This is a genomic window from Streptomyces sp. NPDC107575 (assembly GCF_055657265.1).
In genome coordinates, this window is sequence record NZ_JBVKBG010000003.1 from 803,866 (window position 1) to 820,435 (window position 16,570).

10 protein-coding genes are annotated in these 16,570 nt (G+C 72.1%); 6 read left to right on the forward strand and 4 right to left on the reverse strand.

Annotated features, from left to right (window positions below; translation table 11 throughout):
• Window positions 1-256: 256 nt before the first annotated feature.
• On the reverse strand, window positions 257-1,711 hold the full coding sequence (locus ACZ7L4_RS16930) for a ferredoxin reductase family protein (RefSeq protein ID WP_472103213.1): 1,455 nt from the start codon (window positions 1,709-1,711) through the stop codon (window positions 257-259).
• 200 nt (window positions 1,712-1,911) lie between these two features.
• Between ACZ7L4_RS16930 and ACZ7L4_RS16935 the strand changes: the two genes are divergently transcribed.
• The 4 genes from ACZ7L4_RS16935 (at window position 1,912) to ACZ7L4_RS16950 (ending at window position 7,497) form a co-directional block, all read left to right on the forward strand.
• Window positions 1,912-3,162, forward strand: a complete 1,251-nt coding sequence (locus tag ACZ7L4_RS16935) for an NAD(P)/FAD-dependent oxidoreductase (RefSeq protein WP_472103215.1) — start codon at window positions 1,912-1,914, stop codon at window positions 3,160-3,162.
• Window position 3,163: 1 nt separating this feature from the next.
• Window positions 3,164-5,683 (forward strand): nitrite reductase large subunit NirB, encoded by a 2,520-nt coding sequence (gene nirB / locus ACZ7L4_RS16940; RefSeq protein ID WP_472103217.1) that lies wholly within the window; start codon window positions 3,164-3,166, stop codon window positions 5,681-5,683.
• Window positions 5,680-6,030 (forward strand): nitrite reductase small subunit NirD, encoded by a 351-nt coding sequence (nirD, locus tag ACZ7L4_RS16945; protein WP_472103219.1) that lies wholly within the window; start codon window positions 5,680-5,682, stop codon window positions 6,028-6,030. The genes nirB and nirD overlap by 4 nt, the downstream gene beginning before the upstream one ends.
• Before the next feature lie 201 nt (window positions 6,031-6,231).
• On the forward strand, window positions 6,232-7,497 hold the full coding sequence (locus ACZ7L4_RS16950) for an LPXTG cell wall anchor domain-containing protein (RefSeq protein WP_472103221.1): 1,266 nt from the start codon (window positions 6,232-6,234) through the stop codon (window positions 7,495-7,497).
• A 64-nt stretch (window positions 7,498-7,561) separates the two neighbouring features.
• Here ACZ7L4_RS16950 and ACZ7L4_RS16955 read toward each other — a convergent pair whose 3' ends face one another.
• The 3 genes from ACZ7L4_RS16955 to ACZ7L4_RS16965 all read right to left on the reverse strand — a co-directional run bounded on the left by ACZ7L4_RS16955 (window position 7,562) and on the right by ACZ7L4_RS16965 (window position 13,029).
• Window positions 7,562-8,488: an oxidoreductase gene (locus ACZ7L4_RS16955; protein ID WP_472103223.1), complete on the reverse strand. Its 927-nt coding sequence runs from the start codon at window positions 8,486-8,488 to the stop codon at window positions 7,562-7,564.
• A 203-nt stretch (window positions 8,489-8,691) separates the two neighbouring features.
• Window positions 8,692-11,409, reverse strand: a complete 2,718-nt coding sequence (gene ppdK, locus ACZ7L4_RS16960; protein ID WP_450809539.1) for a pyruvate, phosphate dikinase — start codon at window positions 11,407-11,409, stop codon at window positions 8,692-8,694.
• Between the two features lie 417 nt (window positions 11,410-11,826).
• Window positions 11,827-13,029: an ROK family protein gene (locus ACZ7L4_RS16965; RefSeq protein ID WP_472103225.1), complete on the reverse strand. Its 1,203-nt coding sequence runs from the start codon at window positions 13,027-13,029 to the stop codon at window positions 11,827-11,829.
• Between the two features lie 125 nt (window positions 13,030-13,154).
• Between ACZ7L4_RS16965 and ACZ7L4_RS16970 the strand changes: the two genes are divergently transcribed.
• Window positions 13,155-14,504 (forward strand): MGH1-like glycoside hydrolase domain-containing protein, encoded by a 1,350-nt coding sequence (locus ACZ7L4_RS16970; RefSeq protein WP_472103227.1) that lies wholly within the window; start codon window positions 13,155-13,157, stop codon window positions 14,502-14,504.
• Complete coding sequence (locus tag ACZ7L4_RS16975) at window positions 14,501-16,459, forward strand: amylo-alpha-1,6-glucosidase (protein ID WP_472103229.1); 1,959 nt, start codon at window positions 14,501-14,503, stop codon at window positions 16,457-16,459. The genes ACZ7L4_RS16970 and ACZ7L4_RS16975 overlap by 4 nt, the downstream gene beginning before the upstream one ends.
• The last annotated feature ends 111 nt before the right edge of the window (window positions 16,460-16,570 follow it).

The window sequence follows — 16,570 nt, forward strand, 5'->3', positions numbered from 1 at the left end:
CGGGGGCCCTGGAAGGCTGAGGTTGATCTGAGGGTTCCGTACCGGTATGTGGGACGGCCCGGTCGGGGGCCGGGGGCGCCGCCGGGTCGACGGTGAGCGCGAGGCACGCCGCGACCAGGGCGCTGGCCGAGGCGAGTCCTGCGGTGAACCTGCGGCGGGCCTGGACCGTGGGGGCGTGTGCGGTGCGGGCGGGTCTGGTGTGGCGGCCCATGGGGGTGTCTTCTCTTCTCCGGGAGCGGGGCGGGTGGGTGCGTGGTCAGTAGGTGAAGGACTCCGCGTGGATGCGGCTCTCGGGGACGCCCGCCCTGGTCAGTGCCGCCGTCGCCGTCTCCGTCATGCCGGGCGGTCCGCACAAGTAGACGTCATGGTCGGGGAGTTCGGGCACGAGGTCGCGCAGGGCCTGCGGGGCGAGGGGGTCGAAGGCGGCTCCGGAGGGGCCGAGGAGGTAGTGCAGGGCAGCCCCGCGGGTGCGGGCGACGGACTCCAACTCCTCGCGCAGGACCAGCTGTTCCGCGCTGCTCGCGCGGTAGAGGAGCGTGATGTCCCCCGGGTCGCCGGGGAGCGTCTCGAACAGGGCCCGCAGCGGCGTGATGCCCACTCCCCCGGCGAGCAGCAGCACCTTGCGCCGGGTGCGGCGGTGCGCGGTGAGCGCGCCGAACGGGCCGGTGGCGATCACCCGTACCCCCGGCCGCAGCCGCCGCACCCGGCGGGTGTGGTCGCCGACGGCCTTCACGGTGACCCGGACGTGGTCGCCGTCGACCGGCGCCGACAGGGAGAACGGCAGCGCCGTGTGCCAAAGGCGTCGGGTGAGGAACCGCCAGCGCAGGAACTGGCCCGGTTCGGCGCGCAGCAGACCGAGATCGGTGCCGCGCATCAGGACGGAGGCGACGCCGGGCCCCTCCTGCCGTACGTCGACGATCCGCAGCCGGTGCCGCAGCGCCTGCCGCACCGGGACGACGAGCCGGTACCAGACCAGCAGCACCGCGACGGTGGCGTGCAGCAGCGACCACAGGCCGAGGCCGAGCGGACCGGACGCGATGTCGGGGCCCGACAGCTGGTGCGCGGAGGCCAGCGCCGCGGCAAGGTACGTCAGCAGGTGCAGGCCCCGCCACGTGCCGTGCCCGACGCGGCGGCGGACGGCGCGGGCGCTGCTCACTCCGACCGCGGCGAACAGCACGGTGCCGGCCGCCGCCGCGGCGATCCCCGGATAGCCGAGCAGCTCGGTGACCGTGCCGACCAGGTCGGTCCCGGTGTGCGCCGCGTATCCGCACAGGGCGAGCACGACGTGGGCGGCGCACAGGGTGAGGACGTGCCGGCCGCCGCGCGCGTGGTGGCGGGCGAGCCGGTCGGCGCCGATGCCGTGCTCGACGGCGGGCACCCGCGCCATGAGGAAGAGCATGACCAGGATCCCGTACCCGGCGAGCAGTCCGCTGAGGTGGGCGCCGGTCGTGAACAGCGCGTCGATGCGTGCCGAGGGGCGTATCTGCGCCATCCACAGCGCGGTCACGAGCAGCGCGCCCGCGCGGATCCCGGCGCGCAGCCCGTGCGGGGTGAGCCGGGCGGGCGCCGCGGGCCGCACCCGGGGCGCCCTGCGGGGGCGCGGCGGGATCGGCGGGGCCTTGCGGGGCTTCTCGGTCTGTCGGCGGTAGGACGCCAGAGCGGGGTAGCGGGCGAGTTCGGGATCGACGGCCTTGGTGGTCACGACCGGCACACTAGGGTCCGCGGGGCCGGGGTTTGGGCTGGTCAGCGCCGTACGGCCGATCCTTAAGGCACCCTTGAGGACGGACTGAACACGGGTTAAGCCCGCTACGTTTCCCTCACATCCGCCCACCGGCCCCGCTGAGCGCACCGTTCCCCCCGGGAAACCATCGGGACGCCACCGGGTAACACCCGCCGCGCACGCTGCGATGCATGACCGCACCGTACGAGCACGTCGACGCCACGACCGGCCCCGGCCGCGTCGTCGTCATCGGCACCGGCCTCGCCGGCACCCGCGTCGCCCACCGGCTCGGCGAGCGCGCCACGCTGATCGGCGAGGAGACGCACGCCCCGTACAACCGCGTGCTGCTCGCCGAGGTGCTGGCCGGGACGTACGCGCCCGAGGTCATCGAGCTGCCCCGCGCCACCGGGCCGCACCTGCGCACCCGCGCCGTCCGGATCGACCGCGAGCGGCGGCTCGTGCAGTGCGAGAACGGGGACGAGGTCGGCTACGACACCCTCGTCCTCGCCACCGGCTCGAACCCCGTACTGCCGCCGCTGCGCGGCCTGTTCGCTCCGGACGCCACCGAACTGCCGGGCGGCGTCCACGCGTTCCGCACGATGGACGACTGCCTGGCGCTGACCGAGGCCGTCACCGACGGCACCCGCGCCGTCGTCATCGGCGGCGGCCTCCTCGGTGTCTCCGCGGCCCGCGCGCTCGCCCGGCGCGGCGCGCAGGTGGTCCTCACCCAGCAGTCCGAGCGGCTGATGGAGCGCCAGCTCGACCCGAACTCCTCCGAACTCGTCCGCCGCCACCTCACCGACCTCGGCGTGGAGATCCACACCGAGTGCCGGGTGCGTGGCGTCGGTGTCGTCGAGGGCCACGTCCGCCGCGTCGAACTGCACGACGGATACGTGCTCGGCACCGACGTCACCGTCCTCGCCTGCGGCGTCCGCCCCCGCGTCGGCCTCGCGCAGGCCGCGGGGCTCGACGTCCGCAAGGGGATCGTCGTCGACGACGCGCTGCGCACCAGCGATCCGCACATCCGCGCGGTCGGCGACTGCACCCAGCACGCCGACACGGTCTACGGTCTGGCGACCCCGGCCCTGGAACAGGCCGACGCGCTGGCCGACCTGCTGACCGGCACCGACAGCGCGTACACCGGCACCCGCACGCTCACCCGGCTCACCCTCCCGCACGAGGCCGGGCCGCTCGACCTCGCCGCGTTCGGCGAGACCGAGGCGCTGCCCGGCGACGACGTCGTGCAGCTCGCCGACGCCACCCGCGGCACGTACCGGAAGGTCGTCGTGCGCGGCGACCGCCTGGTCGGCGGGGTGCTGGTCGGGGAGCTGGCCACGGTCGGCGCGCTCGCGCACGCCTGGGAGTCCGACGAATCACTGCCCGCCGACGACGCTGTTGGCGCGCCTCTGCTGCACCTGCTCACCCACGACGGAGGCCTCTGACATGCCCACCATCGTTCTCATCGGCCACGGCATGGTCGGCCAGCGCTTCCTCGAAGCCGCCGCCGAGCGCGGACTCACGGAGTCGCACCGCGTGGTCGTCCTGTGCGAGGAGCCGCGCCCCGCCTACGACCGCGTGCACCTCACCTCGTACTTCTCGGGCACCACGCCCGAGGAACTCTCCATGACGGACCCGGAGTTCATCGAGAAGCACGGCATCGAGCTGTACGTCGGCGACCCCGCCGTGGTCGTCGACCGCGAGGCCCGCACCGTGCACGCGCGCTCCGGCCTCAAGGTCGACTACGACACGCTCGTGCTGGCCACCGGCTCGTACCCGTTCGTCCCGCCGGTGCCCGGCAAGGACGCGACCGGCTGTTTCGTGTACCGGACGATAGAGGACCTGTACGCGATCGAGGAGTACGCGAAGAACAACGCGACGGTCGGCGCCGTCGTCGGCGGCGGACTGCTCGGCCTCGAGGCCGCGGGCGCGCTGCAGGGGCTCGGCCTTTCCACCCACATCGTGGAGTTCGCGCCGCGCCTGATGCCGGTGCAGGTCGACGACGGCGGTGGCGCCGCCCTGCTGAAGACCATCTCGGACATGGGGCTCGACGTGCACACGGGCGTCGGCACCCAGGAGATCGTCACCGACGCGGACGACGCCGTACGCGGCATGAAGCTGTCCGACGGCTCCGAACTCGCCACCGACCTCGTCGTGTTCTCCGCCGGCGTCCGCCCCCGCGACCAGCTCGCCCGCGACATGGGCCTCACGGTCGGCGAGCGCGGCGGCATCGCCGTCGACGAACGGTGCCGCACCAGCGACCCCGACGTCTTCGCGATCGGCGAGTGCGCGCTCGCCTCCGACGGCCGGGTGTACGGACTGGTGGCCCCCGGCTACGAGATGGCGCTCACGGTCGCCGACACCCTCGCCGACGCGGACGCGTCCTTCACCGGCGCCGACCTCTCCACCAAACTCAAGCTGCTCGGCGTCGACGTCGCCTCGTTCGGCGACGCGCACGGCGCCGCCGAGGGCTGCCTCGACGTCGTCTACTCCGACTCGCGCTCGGGCACGTACAAGAAGCTCGTGATCGGCGGCGAGGGCGAGCTGCTCGGCGGCATCCTCGTCGGCGACGCCGAGGCATACGGGACGCTGCGCGCGCTCACCGGGACCGTGCCGCCGATCGCCCCCGAGCAGCTGGTCCTCCCGGCGGGCGCGGGAGCCCCCGCCCAGCTCGGCCCGGAGGCGCTGCCCGCCGACGCCGTGATCTGCTCCTGCCACAACGTCACCAAGGGCGAGATCTGCGAGCACACCTCGCTGCCCGAGGTGAAGAAGTGCACCAAGGCCGGTACGGGCTGCGGCAGTTGCGTCAAGCTCATCGGCCAGCTGCTGCCGAAGTCGGGCGACGACGGGCTGTGCGGCTGCTTCGCGCACACCCGCTCGGAGCTGTACGAGATCGTGCGCGTCAAGCGGATCACGACGTACGCGCAGCTCCTCGACGAGCACGGCCGGGAGGGTGCGCGCGGCGGCGAGGGCTGCGAGATCTGCAAGCCGACCGTCGGCTCGATCATCGCCTCGCTCGCCCCGTCGATCGGCGCGGACGGCTATGTCCTCGACGGCGAGCAGGCCGCACTCCAGGACACCAACGACCACTTCCTCGCCAACCTCCAGAAGAACGGCTCGTACTCGGTCGTGCCCCGGATCCCCGGCGGCGAGATCACCCCCGAGAAGCTGATCGTGATCGGCGAGGTGGCCCGCGACTTCGGCCTCTACACGAAGATCACGGGCGGCCAGCGCATCGACCTGTTCGGCGCGCGGGTCGACCAACTACCCATGATCTGGGCCCGGTTGGTCGACGCCGGCTTCGAGTCCGGGCACGCGTACGGCAAGGCGCTGCGCACCGTGAAGTCGTGCGTGGGACAGACCTGGTGCCGCTACGGCGTGCAGGACTCGGTGAGGATGGCGATCGACCTGGAGCTGCGCTACCGGGGCCTGCGCGCGCCGCACAAGCTGAAGTCGGCGGTGTCCGGGTGCGCCCGCGAGTGCGCGGAGGCCCAGTCGAAGGACTTCGGCGTCATCGCCACAGCCAACGGCTGGAACCTGTACGTGGGCGGCAACGGCGGCATGACCCCGCGCCACGCCGACCTCCTCGCCCAGGACCTGAGCGACGCCGAACTGATCCGGCTCATCGACCGGTTCCTGATGTTCTACGTCCGCACCGCCGACCGCCTGGAGCGCACGTCGACCTGGCTGGAGCGGATCGACGGCGGGCTCGACCACGTACGGGACGTCGTCGTGCACGACTCGCTCGGCATCTGCGACGAGCTGGAAGCCCTGATGCGGGCGCACGTCGCGCACTACCGCGACGAGTGGGCCGAGACCATCGACGACCCCGAGCGCCTCGCCCGCTTCGTGTCCTTCGTCAACGCCCCCGACACCCCGGACCCGACGGTCCGCTTCATGCCCGAGCGCGACCAGATCAAGCCCGAGCTGCCGCTGATTCCCCTGGAAGGACTGGCCGTCCGATGACCATTGCCCCTGAACTGACGACCACCACGACCCTCGTCCAACTCGACGTGGACGGCGAGCCGTTGGCCGTGTGCGAGCCGGCCCGCCTGAGCGGGGGGCGCGGCGTCGCCGTGCTGCTGCCGGACGGCCGCCAGGCGGCGGTGTTCATGGACCGCGCGGGCCGCGTGTACGCGATCGACAACACCGACCCGTTCACGGGGGCGTCCGTGCTCTCGCGCGGGCTGCTCGGCTCGGCGGAGGGCCGGCCGTTCGTGGCCTCGCCGCTGCTGAAGCAGCGCTTCGACCTGGAGACGGGGCGGTGCCTGGACGACGACGCGGTCACCGTCGGGACGTACGCGGTGCGTTGAACCAGCCGTGACATCAGTCACAGAGAAAACACAGGGATAGAGAGCAACTTTCACGATCCGTCCGTATTTCGTCCTCAGTAAGCGCAGAACACCGCTCACACCCGGACAGAAAGCCCCGCACGGGCGCCCTCGAACCGCCTTAGGATCTCGGCACCTCAGCGCTTATTCGCGCCTTACTCCGATCCGAACAGAGGGCGTCCCGTGCAGATCCGTCAGATTCTCGCGACAGCCGCAGTCGCCGCCGTGACCGCTCCGGTGGCGCTGCTGTCCGTCTCTCCGGCGTTCGCCGACACGAAGCCTGCGGCCCAGACCGAGCAGAAGCCCTCCATAGCCGAGTTGAAGAAGGCGGTGAAGGAGGCGCGGAAGGCGTACAAGGCGGCGGTCGCCGCCGAGCAGGCGCTGGAGGACAAGTTCGACGCCACGACGAAGCCGGAGCACCCGCTCATGGTCGCCGTCGCCGAGGCGCAGGCTGCGGCCGACAAGGCCGCGGCCGCGAAGACCACCGCCGACACGGCGGTCACCGAGGCGCAGAAGAAGCTCGACGAGGCCGCCGAAGCGGACAAGGCCGCGGCCGAGGAGGAACTGAAGAAGGCCCAGGCCGCCGCCACCGAAGCCGCCACCGCCAAGTCGAACGCCGACGCCGAGCTCGCGGCCGCCGGCAAGGCCCGCGACGACGCCCGCGTCGAGCTCGCGCGGCAGATCGACGAGGCCCAGAAGGCCGTCGAGGAGGCCCGCGTCGCGAAGGAGGCCGCCGAGAAGGCGCTCGCCGACGCGCGGGACGACGAGCCGGGCGACCCGAGCGAGCCCACCGACCCCGACTGCGCACCCGACTCCACGCTCAAGGTGGCCCTCTCCGGCCTGCCCTCGAAGGTCGCCGCCGGTTCCTCGGTCGACTTCAAGCTGAGCGTGACGAACACCAGCAAGCGGACCCTCGACGCGGTGCTGCCGTACGCCGAGGTGGCCGCGTTCGCGAAGTCCGACGGCAAGGAAATCACCGACAAGCTGCACCTCAAGGCCAAGCAAGGCGGCGCCTGGAAGTCCCTCGGCACGGGCGACATCGCGGGCGAGTTCACCAACGTGAAGTCGGGTGCGGGCGTCGAGGTGCCGCTGCGTCTGACGATCGACCGCTCGACCCCGGCCGGCGAGGGCGTCAGCGTCGCCGCGGGCATCCACTTCAACCGCGACGAGAGCTGCGGCTACAGCGAGCCCACCGAGTACTACTTCACGATCAACCCGGTCGGCGCCGGCAACTCCACCACCCCCGCCGACAAGGGCAACAAGCCCAAGCCGCAGGGCAGCGCCTCCCCGGTGGCCAACTCCGGTACGGGCTCCACCGACGGCTCGCTCGCCCACACCGGTTCCTCCTCCGCCCTGCCGACGATCGGCCTGGCGGGCGGCGCGGCCGTCGTGCTCGGCGCCGGTGCGGTGTACGTGGTGCGCCGCCGCAAGGCCGACGCCAACAGCTGACCGCCGCACCCATGACCGACGTCGGGCCGGCACCCCTGCTGGAGGGGGTGCCGGCCCGACGTCCTCACCGGCCCAGCGCCTTGAAGTCCACGCCCGTCAGCTGCTCCGACGCGGCCCACAGCCGCTCCCCCGCCGCGTCGTTGACCGTCCACGACGCCCGCCAGGACGTGGTGGGGGCGCCCCGCCACATCAGCACGCGCGGGCCGAAGAAGTCGTCGGGGCGCACGCCCGGGTCCGTGGCCGCGCGCAGCGTCGGCAGGGCCCCGTCCGCCGCGGGCTGTCCGAAGAACCGGTTGCCGACCTCGAAGAACCGCTCCAGGCCCTTGCGGCCCTCCATCCGGGCGCTGCGCGCCTGCAGTTCGGTCGCCGCGTACCCGGGGTGCGCGGCCGCCGCGACGAGGTTCGAGCCCGCCGCCCTCGCCTGCCGCGACAGCTCGTGCACGAACAGCAGGTTGGCCGTCTTGGACCGCCCGTAGGCGACCCAACGTCCGTACTTGCGCTCGCTGTTGAGGTCGGCGATGTCGATGTTGGCCAGGGCGTGCAGCGCGCTGGAGACGGAGACGACGCGGGGCGCGGGCGCCGCGAGCAGGTTCGGCAGCAGCAGCCCGGTCAGGGCGAAGTGGCCGAGGTGGTTGACGCCGAACTGGGTCTCGAAGCCGTCGGCGGTGCGCCCGAACGGGAGCGCCATCACGCCCGCGTTGTTGACGAGGAGGTCGAGCGGGCGGTCCTGGCGGGCCTCGGCGAAGGCGCGTACGGAGGCGAGGTCCCCGAGGTCGAGCGGCGCGAACTCGGCCCGCGCGCCCGGCACTTCGGACGTCAGCCGGTCCAGGGCCGCGGTGCCGCGCGGCTCGCTGCGGCAGGCCAGGACCACGTGGGCGCCCGCGCGGGCCAGTTCGCGTGCGGTGACGTAGCCGATGCCGGTGTTGGCTCCGGTGACCACCGCCGTACGGCCCTGCTGGTCGGGGATGTCGGTCGCGCTCCAGCCGCTCATGGGGTCGGCTCTCCTTCGGGGGGATGTCGTCTGTGGGGGTTACCGAAGGGTACGCACGCACGGAAAAGGGCGGCACCCCCCGCACAGGGGTGCCGCCCTTTCGTGGATACCGGGGCCGCCGCGAATCGGTGAGGGTCGGGGACTCGCGGCGGCCCCGGAGTTCAGGGCCCGTCAGGAGCGGCCTGACGGGCTCCGTCCGCCGGTCAGCGGTGGTCGCTGCCCTCCGAGCTGCTGGCCGCGCGGCCGGCCTCCAGGCGGGCGACCGGGATGCGGAACGGGGAGCAGGAGACGTAGTCGAGCCCGACCTCGTGGAAGAAGTGGACCGACTCCGGGTCGCCGCCGTGCTCGCCGCAGACGCCGAGCTTGAGGTCGGGCCGCGTGGCACGCCCCGCCTCGACGGCGGACTTCACGAGCGAGCCCACGCCGTCCTTGTCGATCGTCTCGAACGGCGACACCCCGAAGATGCCCTTCTCCAGGTACGCGGTGAAGAAGCTGGCCTCCACGTCGTCCCGGGAGAAGCCCCACACGGTCTGCGTGAGGTCGTTCGTGCCGAAGGAGAAGAACTGGGCGGCCTCGGCGATCTGCCCGGCCGTGAGGGCGGCGCGTGGCAGCTCGATCATGGTGCCGATGGCGAGCTTCAGCTTGACGCCGGTCTGCTCCTCGACCTCCGCGATGACCTGGTCGGCCTCCTCGCGGACGATCTCCAGCTCCTGGACGGTGCCGACGAGCGGAATCATGATCTCGGCGCGCGGGTCGCCCTTGGCGTTCTTGCGCTCGGCCGCCGCCTCGGCGATGGCGCGGACCTGCATGGTGAACAGGCCGGGGATGACGAGGCCGAGACGGACGCCGCGCAGACCCAGCATCGGGTTCTGCTCGTGCAGCCGGTGCACGGCCTGGAGGAGGCGCAGGTCGTTCTCGTTGTTGTCCTTGCGGGACTCGGCGAGCGCGACACGGACCGACAGCTCGGTGATGTCGGGGAGGAACTCGTGCAGCGGCGGGTCGAGCAGGCGGACGGTGACGGGCAGGCCGTCCATCGCCTCGAACAGCTCGACGAAGTCCTGCTTCTGCAGCGGCAGGAGGAGCTTCAGGGACTCCTCACGCTCGCTGTCCGTGTCGGCGAGGATCAGCTTCTCGACGAGCTCGCGGCGGTCGCCGAGGAACATGTGCTCGGTGCGGCACAGGCCGATGCCCTGGGCGCCGAACCGGCGGGCGCGCAGCGCGTCCTCGGCGTTGTCGGCGTTGGCGCGTACGCGCAGGCGGCGTACTCGGTCCGCGTAGGCCATGATCCGGTGCACGGAGCCCACGAGTTCGTCGGCGTCGTCGGCGCCGGCGTGCATCCGGCCCTCGAAGTACTCGACGACCGGGGAGGGCACGACGGGCACCTCGCCGAGGTAGACCTTGCCGGTGGAGCCGTCGATGGAGACGACGTCGCCCTCCTCGACGACGGTCTCGCCGATGGTCATCCGGCGGCGCTTGGTGTCGACCTCCAGCTCCTCGGCGCCGCAGACACAGGTCTTGCCCATGCCGCGGGCGACGACGGCCGCGTGCGAGGTCTTGCCGCCGCGCGAGGTCAGGATGCCCTCGCAGGCGATCATGCCGTCGAGGTCGTCGGGGTTGGTCTCGCGGCGGATCAGGATGACCTTCTCGCCGGAGCGCGACCACTTGATGGCGGTGTACGAGTCGAAGACCGCCTTGCCGACCGCCGCGCCGGGCGACGCGGCGATGCCGCGGCCGAGCAGCTCGACCTTCGCCTCGTCGTCGAAGCGCGGGAACATCAGCTGCGCGAGCTGCGCGCCGCTGACCCGCTGGAGGGCCTCGGCCTCGTCGATCAGGCCCTGGTCGACGAGCTGCGTCGCGATGCGGAAGGCGGCACCGGCGGTGCGCTTGCCGACGCGGGTCTGCAGCATCCACAGCTGGCCGCGCTCGATGGTGAACTCGATGTCGCAGAGGTCCTTGTAGTGGTTCTCAAGGGTCTCCATGATCTGCATGAGCTGGTCGTACGACTTCTTGTCGATCTGCTCGAGCTCGGCGAGCGGCACCGTGTTGCGGATGCCCGCGACGACGTCCTCGCCCTGGGCGTTCTGCAGGTAGTCGCCGTAGACGCCCTGGTGGCCGCTGGCCGGGTCGCGGGTGAACGCGACGCCGGTGCCGGAGTCCGGGCCGAGGTTGCCGAAGACCATCGAGCAGACGTTGACCGCCGTGCCGAGGTCGCCGGGGATGCGCTCCTGGCGGCGGTACAGCTTGGCGCGGTCGGTGTTCCACGACTCGAAGACCGCGTTTATGGCGAGGTCCATCTGCTCGCGCGGGTCCTGCGGGAAGTCGCGCCCGGCCTCGGTCTTGACGATCTTCTTGAAGCGCGTGACGAGCTTCTTGAGCTCGGCGGCGTCCAGGTCGGTGTCGACCGTGACCTTCTTGGCGGCCTTGGCCTTCTCGAGGGCGTCCTCGAAGAGCTCGCCGTCGATGTCGAGAACGGTCTTGCCGAACATCTGGATGAGGCGGCGGTACGAGTCCCAGGCGAAGCGGTCGTCGCCGGCCTGCTTGGCGAGGCCCTGCACCGACTTGTCGGAGAGACCGATGTTGAGGACGGTGTCCATCATGCCGGGCATGGAGAACTTCGCGCCCGAACGGACCGACACCAGAAGGGGGTTGTCGGCCTGGCCGAGCTTCTTCCCCATCTTCTTCTCGAGCGCGTCGAGGTGCTGGGTGACCTCGTCACGGAGTGCCACCGGCTCCTCGCCGCTGTCGAGGTAGACCTTGCAGGCCTCGGTGGTGATGGTGAAGCCCGGAGGGACGGGAAGGCCCAGGTTGGTCATCTCGGCGAGGTTCGCGCCCTTGCCGCCGAGAAGGTCCTTGAGGTTCTTGTTGCCCTCGGTGAAGTCGTAAACGAACTTCGCTACCTGAGGATCTTTGTTTTCCGACACGGGTCTCGACTCCTCGAGGCTCGGGTGGCTGCCCTGACGGCGAGGAACATACCCAGATCCAAGGCCTGTGGGTACGTCCACTCAGCTGTCATACGGGCGTAACCACCCGTCCGCCAGGAGATCGAAAGCGATGGGCGGGAGGTGGCCTCTTTGACCTTGTGTTCATTACTTGAAGGCACTACCCCCGTAGACCCCCTCCATCGCTCACATGAGCGCGCTCTGCTCGTTTGTGCGTTCAGGGCATAAATGATCGAGCGTTGGCACTGAGTGCCAGGGCTTGGAGAAGTGCAGACGGGTTTTAAGCGCTCATCTGAGCGCAACCCCGATCAGGGGTGGCGAGAATCACGCCGTTTGAAGCGGCTCCCGGACGCTCCCGTTCCAGCATGCGGACGGCCCTCGGGGGACGAAACGGGCGCGTCACAGGCCCAGTACGGCCAGTCGGCGCTCGGCCCGCACGGGGGCGTACAGCTCCTCCACCACCAGCGCTCCCGCTCCGATGAGCGCCGAGCGCTCGCCGAGCCGGGAGGTGACCACGTCCAGGTGCGCGGTCGAGCGGGGCAGCGCCCGTTGATACAGGAGTTCACGGACTCCCGTGAGGAAGGCAGTTCCGGCCAGATCTCCGGCGATCATGAGAACGCCGGGGTTGAGGAGCGTCACGACGGTCGCCAGGACCTCGCCCACGGAGCGCCCCGCGTCCCTCGCGAGCCGCAGCGCCTCCGGGTGCCCGGCGGCGAGCAGCTCGCGCACGTCGGAGCCGGAGGTCGCGGGGACGCCCGCCCCGGTGAGGCGGCGCGCCACGGCCCGGCCGCTGGCGACGGCGGCCAGGCAGCCGTACGAACCGCACTTGCACAGCGCGTCCGCGCCGTCCGGCACCCGGATGTGCCCGATGTCGCCCGCGCCGCCGTCGATGCCCCGGTAGATCGCGCCGTCCACGACGACGCCCGCGCCGATCCCGGTGGAGACCTTGACGAGAGCGAAGGCCCGGCAGTCGGGGTGGGCGGTGCGCTGTTCCCCGTACGCCATGAGGTTGGCGTCGTTGTCGACGAGGACCGGGACGTCCGCCGGGGTGCCCGCGCCCTCGGCTGTCGCGCGGGCGAGCCGGCCCACGATGTCGTAGCCGTCCCAGCCGGGCATGATCGGTGGCTGGACGACGCGGCCGGAGCCGAAGTCGACGGGGCCCGGCACCGCGAGGCCGATCCCGCACACCAGGTCGGGCGAGCGGTCCGCCTTCCTCAGCAGGTCGCCGAACCAGCCGCCCAGCTGGGAGAGCACCCGCTCGGGCCCGTCCTCGACGGTCAGGGTGTCCATGTGCTCCGCAAGCACCTCGCCGGTCAGCGACAGCACGGCGGCGCGGGCATGCCGGGTGTCGAGGTCGGCGGCGAGCACCACGGCGTGCGCGTCGTCGAACTCCAGGTGGATCGAAGGGCGGCCGCCGAGCCGGGAGTTGACCGGTCCGGCGGCGCCCTCGCGCAGCCAGCCCGCACGGAAGAGCCGGTCGAGGCGCTGCCCGACGGTGGCCCTGGACAGGCCCGTGACCTCCTGGAGGGCGCCGCGCGTGGTCGCTCTGCCGCTGCGCACCAGATGCAGCAGCTCTCCGGCGCTCGCCTGATTCCCCGCCATGCCGTTCCTGCCCCCTTGCGTTCACCAACTCTGCGTTACATTCTAGGTTTTGCGTGTTAAATGGACGTAACCCTATGCGGCGATCCGCGTAACCGACACCCGTTGGAAGGGGTGTGGGAAAGCCTGTGGAGCACACGACCGAGCGGCGCGGCGGAGCGCTGCGGCCCGCGCGGCCCCGCTCCTCCTTACGGGACCGCGCCGCGCGCGTCCTCGAAGCGAACTGGACGGGTACGTCGACGGTCCCCTCGCGCACGCTCTACCCCCACCAGTGGTCGTGGGACTCGGCGTTCATCGCGATCGGCCTGCGCCATGTCTCTCCGCTGCGCGCCCAGGGCGAGTTGGAGACCCTGCTCGCCGCGCAGTGGGGCGACGGCCGGATCCCGCACATCGTCTTCAACCCCGCCGTCGCGCTCGACGCCTACTTCCCGAGCCCCGACTTCTGGCGCTCCTCCACGGCGGGCCGCGCCGCCGGCGCCCCGGTCGCCGTGCAGACCTCCGGCATCGTGCAGCCGCCCGTGCACGCGCTGGCAGCCTGGCTGGTGCACCGCGCGGACCCGGGCCTCTCCCGTTCCCGCGGTTTCCTGGCGCGCGTGTATCCACGGCTCGCCGCCTGGCACCGCTATCTCCTGCACCGCCGCGACCACGGCGGCGCGGGCCTCGCCTCGGTGATCCACCCCTGGGAGCAGGGCATGGACAACAGCCCCTGCTGGGACGCCCCGCTCCGCCGCGTCTCCCCCGCCCGGGCGTTCCGCCGCGCGGACCTGGCGCACGGCGCGGCCCAGGACCGGCCGACGGATCTGGACTACGGGCGGTACGTACGGCTGGCAGCCGACTACAGGGATGCCGAATACGCGGACGGGGAGGGCGAGTTCGCGGTCGAGGACCCGTCCTTCAACGCCCTGCTCGCGGCCTCCGAGCACGCGCTGGCCCGGATCGCCCGCGAACTGGGGTCCGCGGGCACGGCGCGGCACGCGCGCGCGGAGCGGCTGACGACGGCCCTTGTGCGGCGGCTGTGGGATCCGGAAGCCGGAATGTTCTTCTGCCGGGATCTACGGGGCGGGGGCGGCCTTGTCCGCGAGTACGGCGTCTCCGGGCTGCTGCCGCTGATCCTGCCGACGCTGCCGCGCGAGGTGGTGCGGGCACTCGTGGACACGGCGTGCGGACCGCACTTCGGCGTCGGCGACCTGGTGCGGATGGCGCCCAGCTACGACCTGCTCGGTCCCGCCTTCGACCCGCACCGCTACTGGCGCGGGCCCGCCTGGTTCAACACCAACTGGCTCCTGGAGCACGGCCTGCGGCTGCACGGCGAGCACGCGCGGGCCGGGCGCCTGCGCGCGGCGATGCTCGACGTCGCGGGGGCCTCGGACTTCGCCGAGTACGTGGATCCCCGTACGGGGGCGGGCCGCGGCGCCCGCGGCTTCGGCTGGACGGCCGCACTGACGCTGGATCTGCTGGCCGAGAGGACGTCGCGATGACGGATGGGTACGGACACGGACAGGGCCGCCAACTCCTGGTGCACGGAGGGACGTTCGCGGCGACCGACCCGTCCGGCGCGCTGACGGCGGTGCGCGGCGGCTCCTCGCCCGACGGCCTGTTCGTGCGGGACGCGCGCCACCTGTGCCGCTGGCAGCTCACGGTCGACGGGGCGGCGCCGGAGGTCCTCACCCCCATGTCGTACGAGGAGGAGGGCATCGGCCGCTGTGTGCTCGTGCCGCGCGGCGGCGGGCGCCAGGACCCCTCGGCGTACACGCTCTTCCGCGAACAGGCGGTGGCGGAGGGCTCGTTCGTGGAGCTCCTGAAGGTCGTCTCGAACCGCCCGGTGCCGACGACGGTACGGATCGCGCTGACGGTGGACGCCGACTTCACCGACCAGTTCGAGCTGCGCTCGGACCACCGTACGTATGTGAAGACCGGGGCGGTGCGCACCCGCGAAGTCCGCGACGACGGCGTGGAGTTCACGTACACGCGCGGCGACTGGCGCTCCTCGACGACGGTGACGAGCGAGCCCGCGCCGGACGGGGTGGAGGAGACGGGCACCGGGGCGCGCCGCCTCGTGTGGGCGCTGGACCTCGCGGGGCAGGGCAGCGCGGAGCTGACGCTGCGGGTGGTGGCGCGGCCCTCGGGAGCGGAGCGGGGGCGGCCGGCGTCGAGCCCGTCGGCGGTGGCGGTCGAACTGGCGGAGACTGTAAGGGAGTTCACGAAAGGCGTCGAACTATCTGGGGCGTGGCCCGAACTCGCGGACGCCTGTACGCGGGGGCTCGCCGATCTCGCGGTGCTGCGAGTGCCGGCGGCCGGGCCCGACGGGGAGCGGCATCTGGTGCCCGCGGCCGGGGTGCCGTGGTTCCTGACGCTGCTGGGCCGGGACGCGGCGCTGACCTCGCTCTTCGCGCTGCCGTACCGCCCCGAACTGGCTGCCGCGACACTCCCGGTTCTGGCGGCTACGCAGGCCACCGAGTCGCTGGAGGGCGCGGTCGCGCAGCCCGGGAAGATCGTGCACGAGGTGCGGCACGGTGAGTTGGCACACTTCGGGCAGGTCCCCTACGGCCGCTACTACGGTTCGGTGGACGCGACGCCGCTGTTCCTGATCCTGCTCGGCGCGTACGTGGAGCAGACCGGGGACGTGGACCTCGCCCGGCGACTGGAACCTCAGGCGCGGGCGGCGGTGGGCTGGATGCTCGACCACGGCGGCCTGACCTCGCGCGGCTACCTCGTGTACCGCGCCGACCGGGGCGGCCTCGCCAACCAGAACTGGAAGGACTCCCCCGGCGCGATCTGCTCGGCGGACGGCGGCCGGGCGACGGGCCCCGTGATGGCGGCGGGGGCGCAGGGATACGCGTACGACGCGCTGCGCCGCACGGCGACGCTCGCGCGCACGGTCTGGTCCGACGCGGTCTACGCGGATCTGTTGGAGCAGGCGGCGTCGGACCTGCGGGACCGTTTCGTACGGGACTTCTGGATGGCGGATGAGAGCTTCCCCGCACTGGCCCTGGACGGCGAGGGCCGCCAACTGGACGCGCTCGCCTCGGACGCGGGCCACCTTCTCTGGTCGGGCCTCCTCGACAAGGAGTACGGGGAAGCGGTGGGCCGCCGCCTCCTTGAACCGGACTTCTTCTCCGGCTGGGGCGTCCGCACGGTGGCCTCCGGCCAGGCCGCGTACCACCCGCTCTCCTACCACCGCGGTTCGGTGTGGCCGCACGACAACGCGCTGATCACTCTCGGCCTCGCGCGGTACGGACTGCACGACGAGGCGCGGCTGGTGGCGGAGGGCCTGATCGCGGCATCGACCACGTCCGCCGGCCGCCTCCCGGAAGTCATCACGGGCTACGCCCGCTCGTCCCACCCGTCCCCGGTCCCGTACCCCCACGCGTGCGCCCGGGAGTCACGCTCGGCGGCGGCACCACTGGCACTGCTGACGGCGGTGGGCGCCTAAAATCAGCCCCTGCGACGGGTGGACCAATCAAGTCCCTGCTACGGGTGGGCAATTGAAGCCCCTGCGGCGATTGAGCAGCGGGGTCCGGGGCGGAGCCCCGAGGCCGTAACG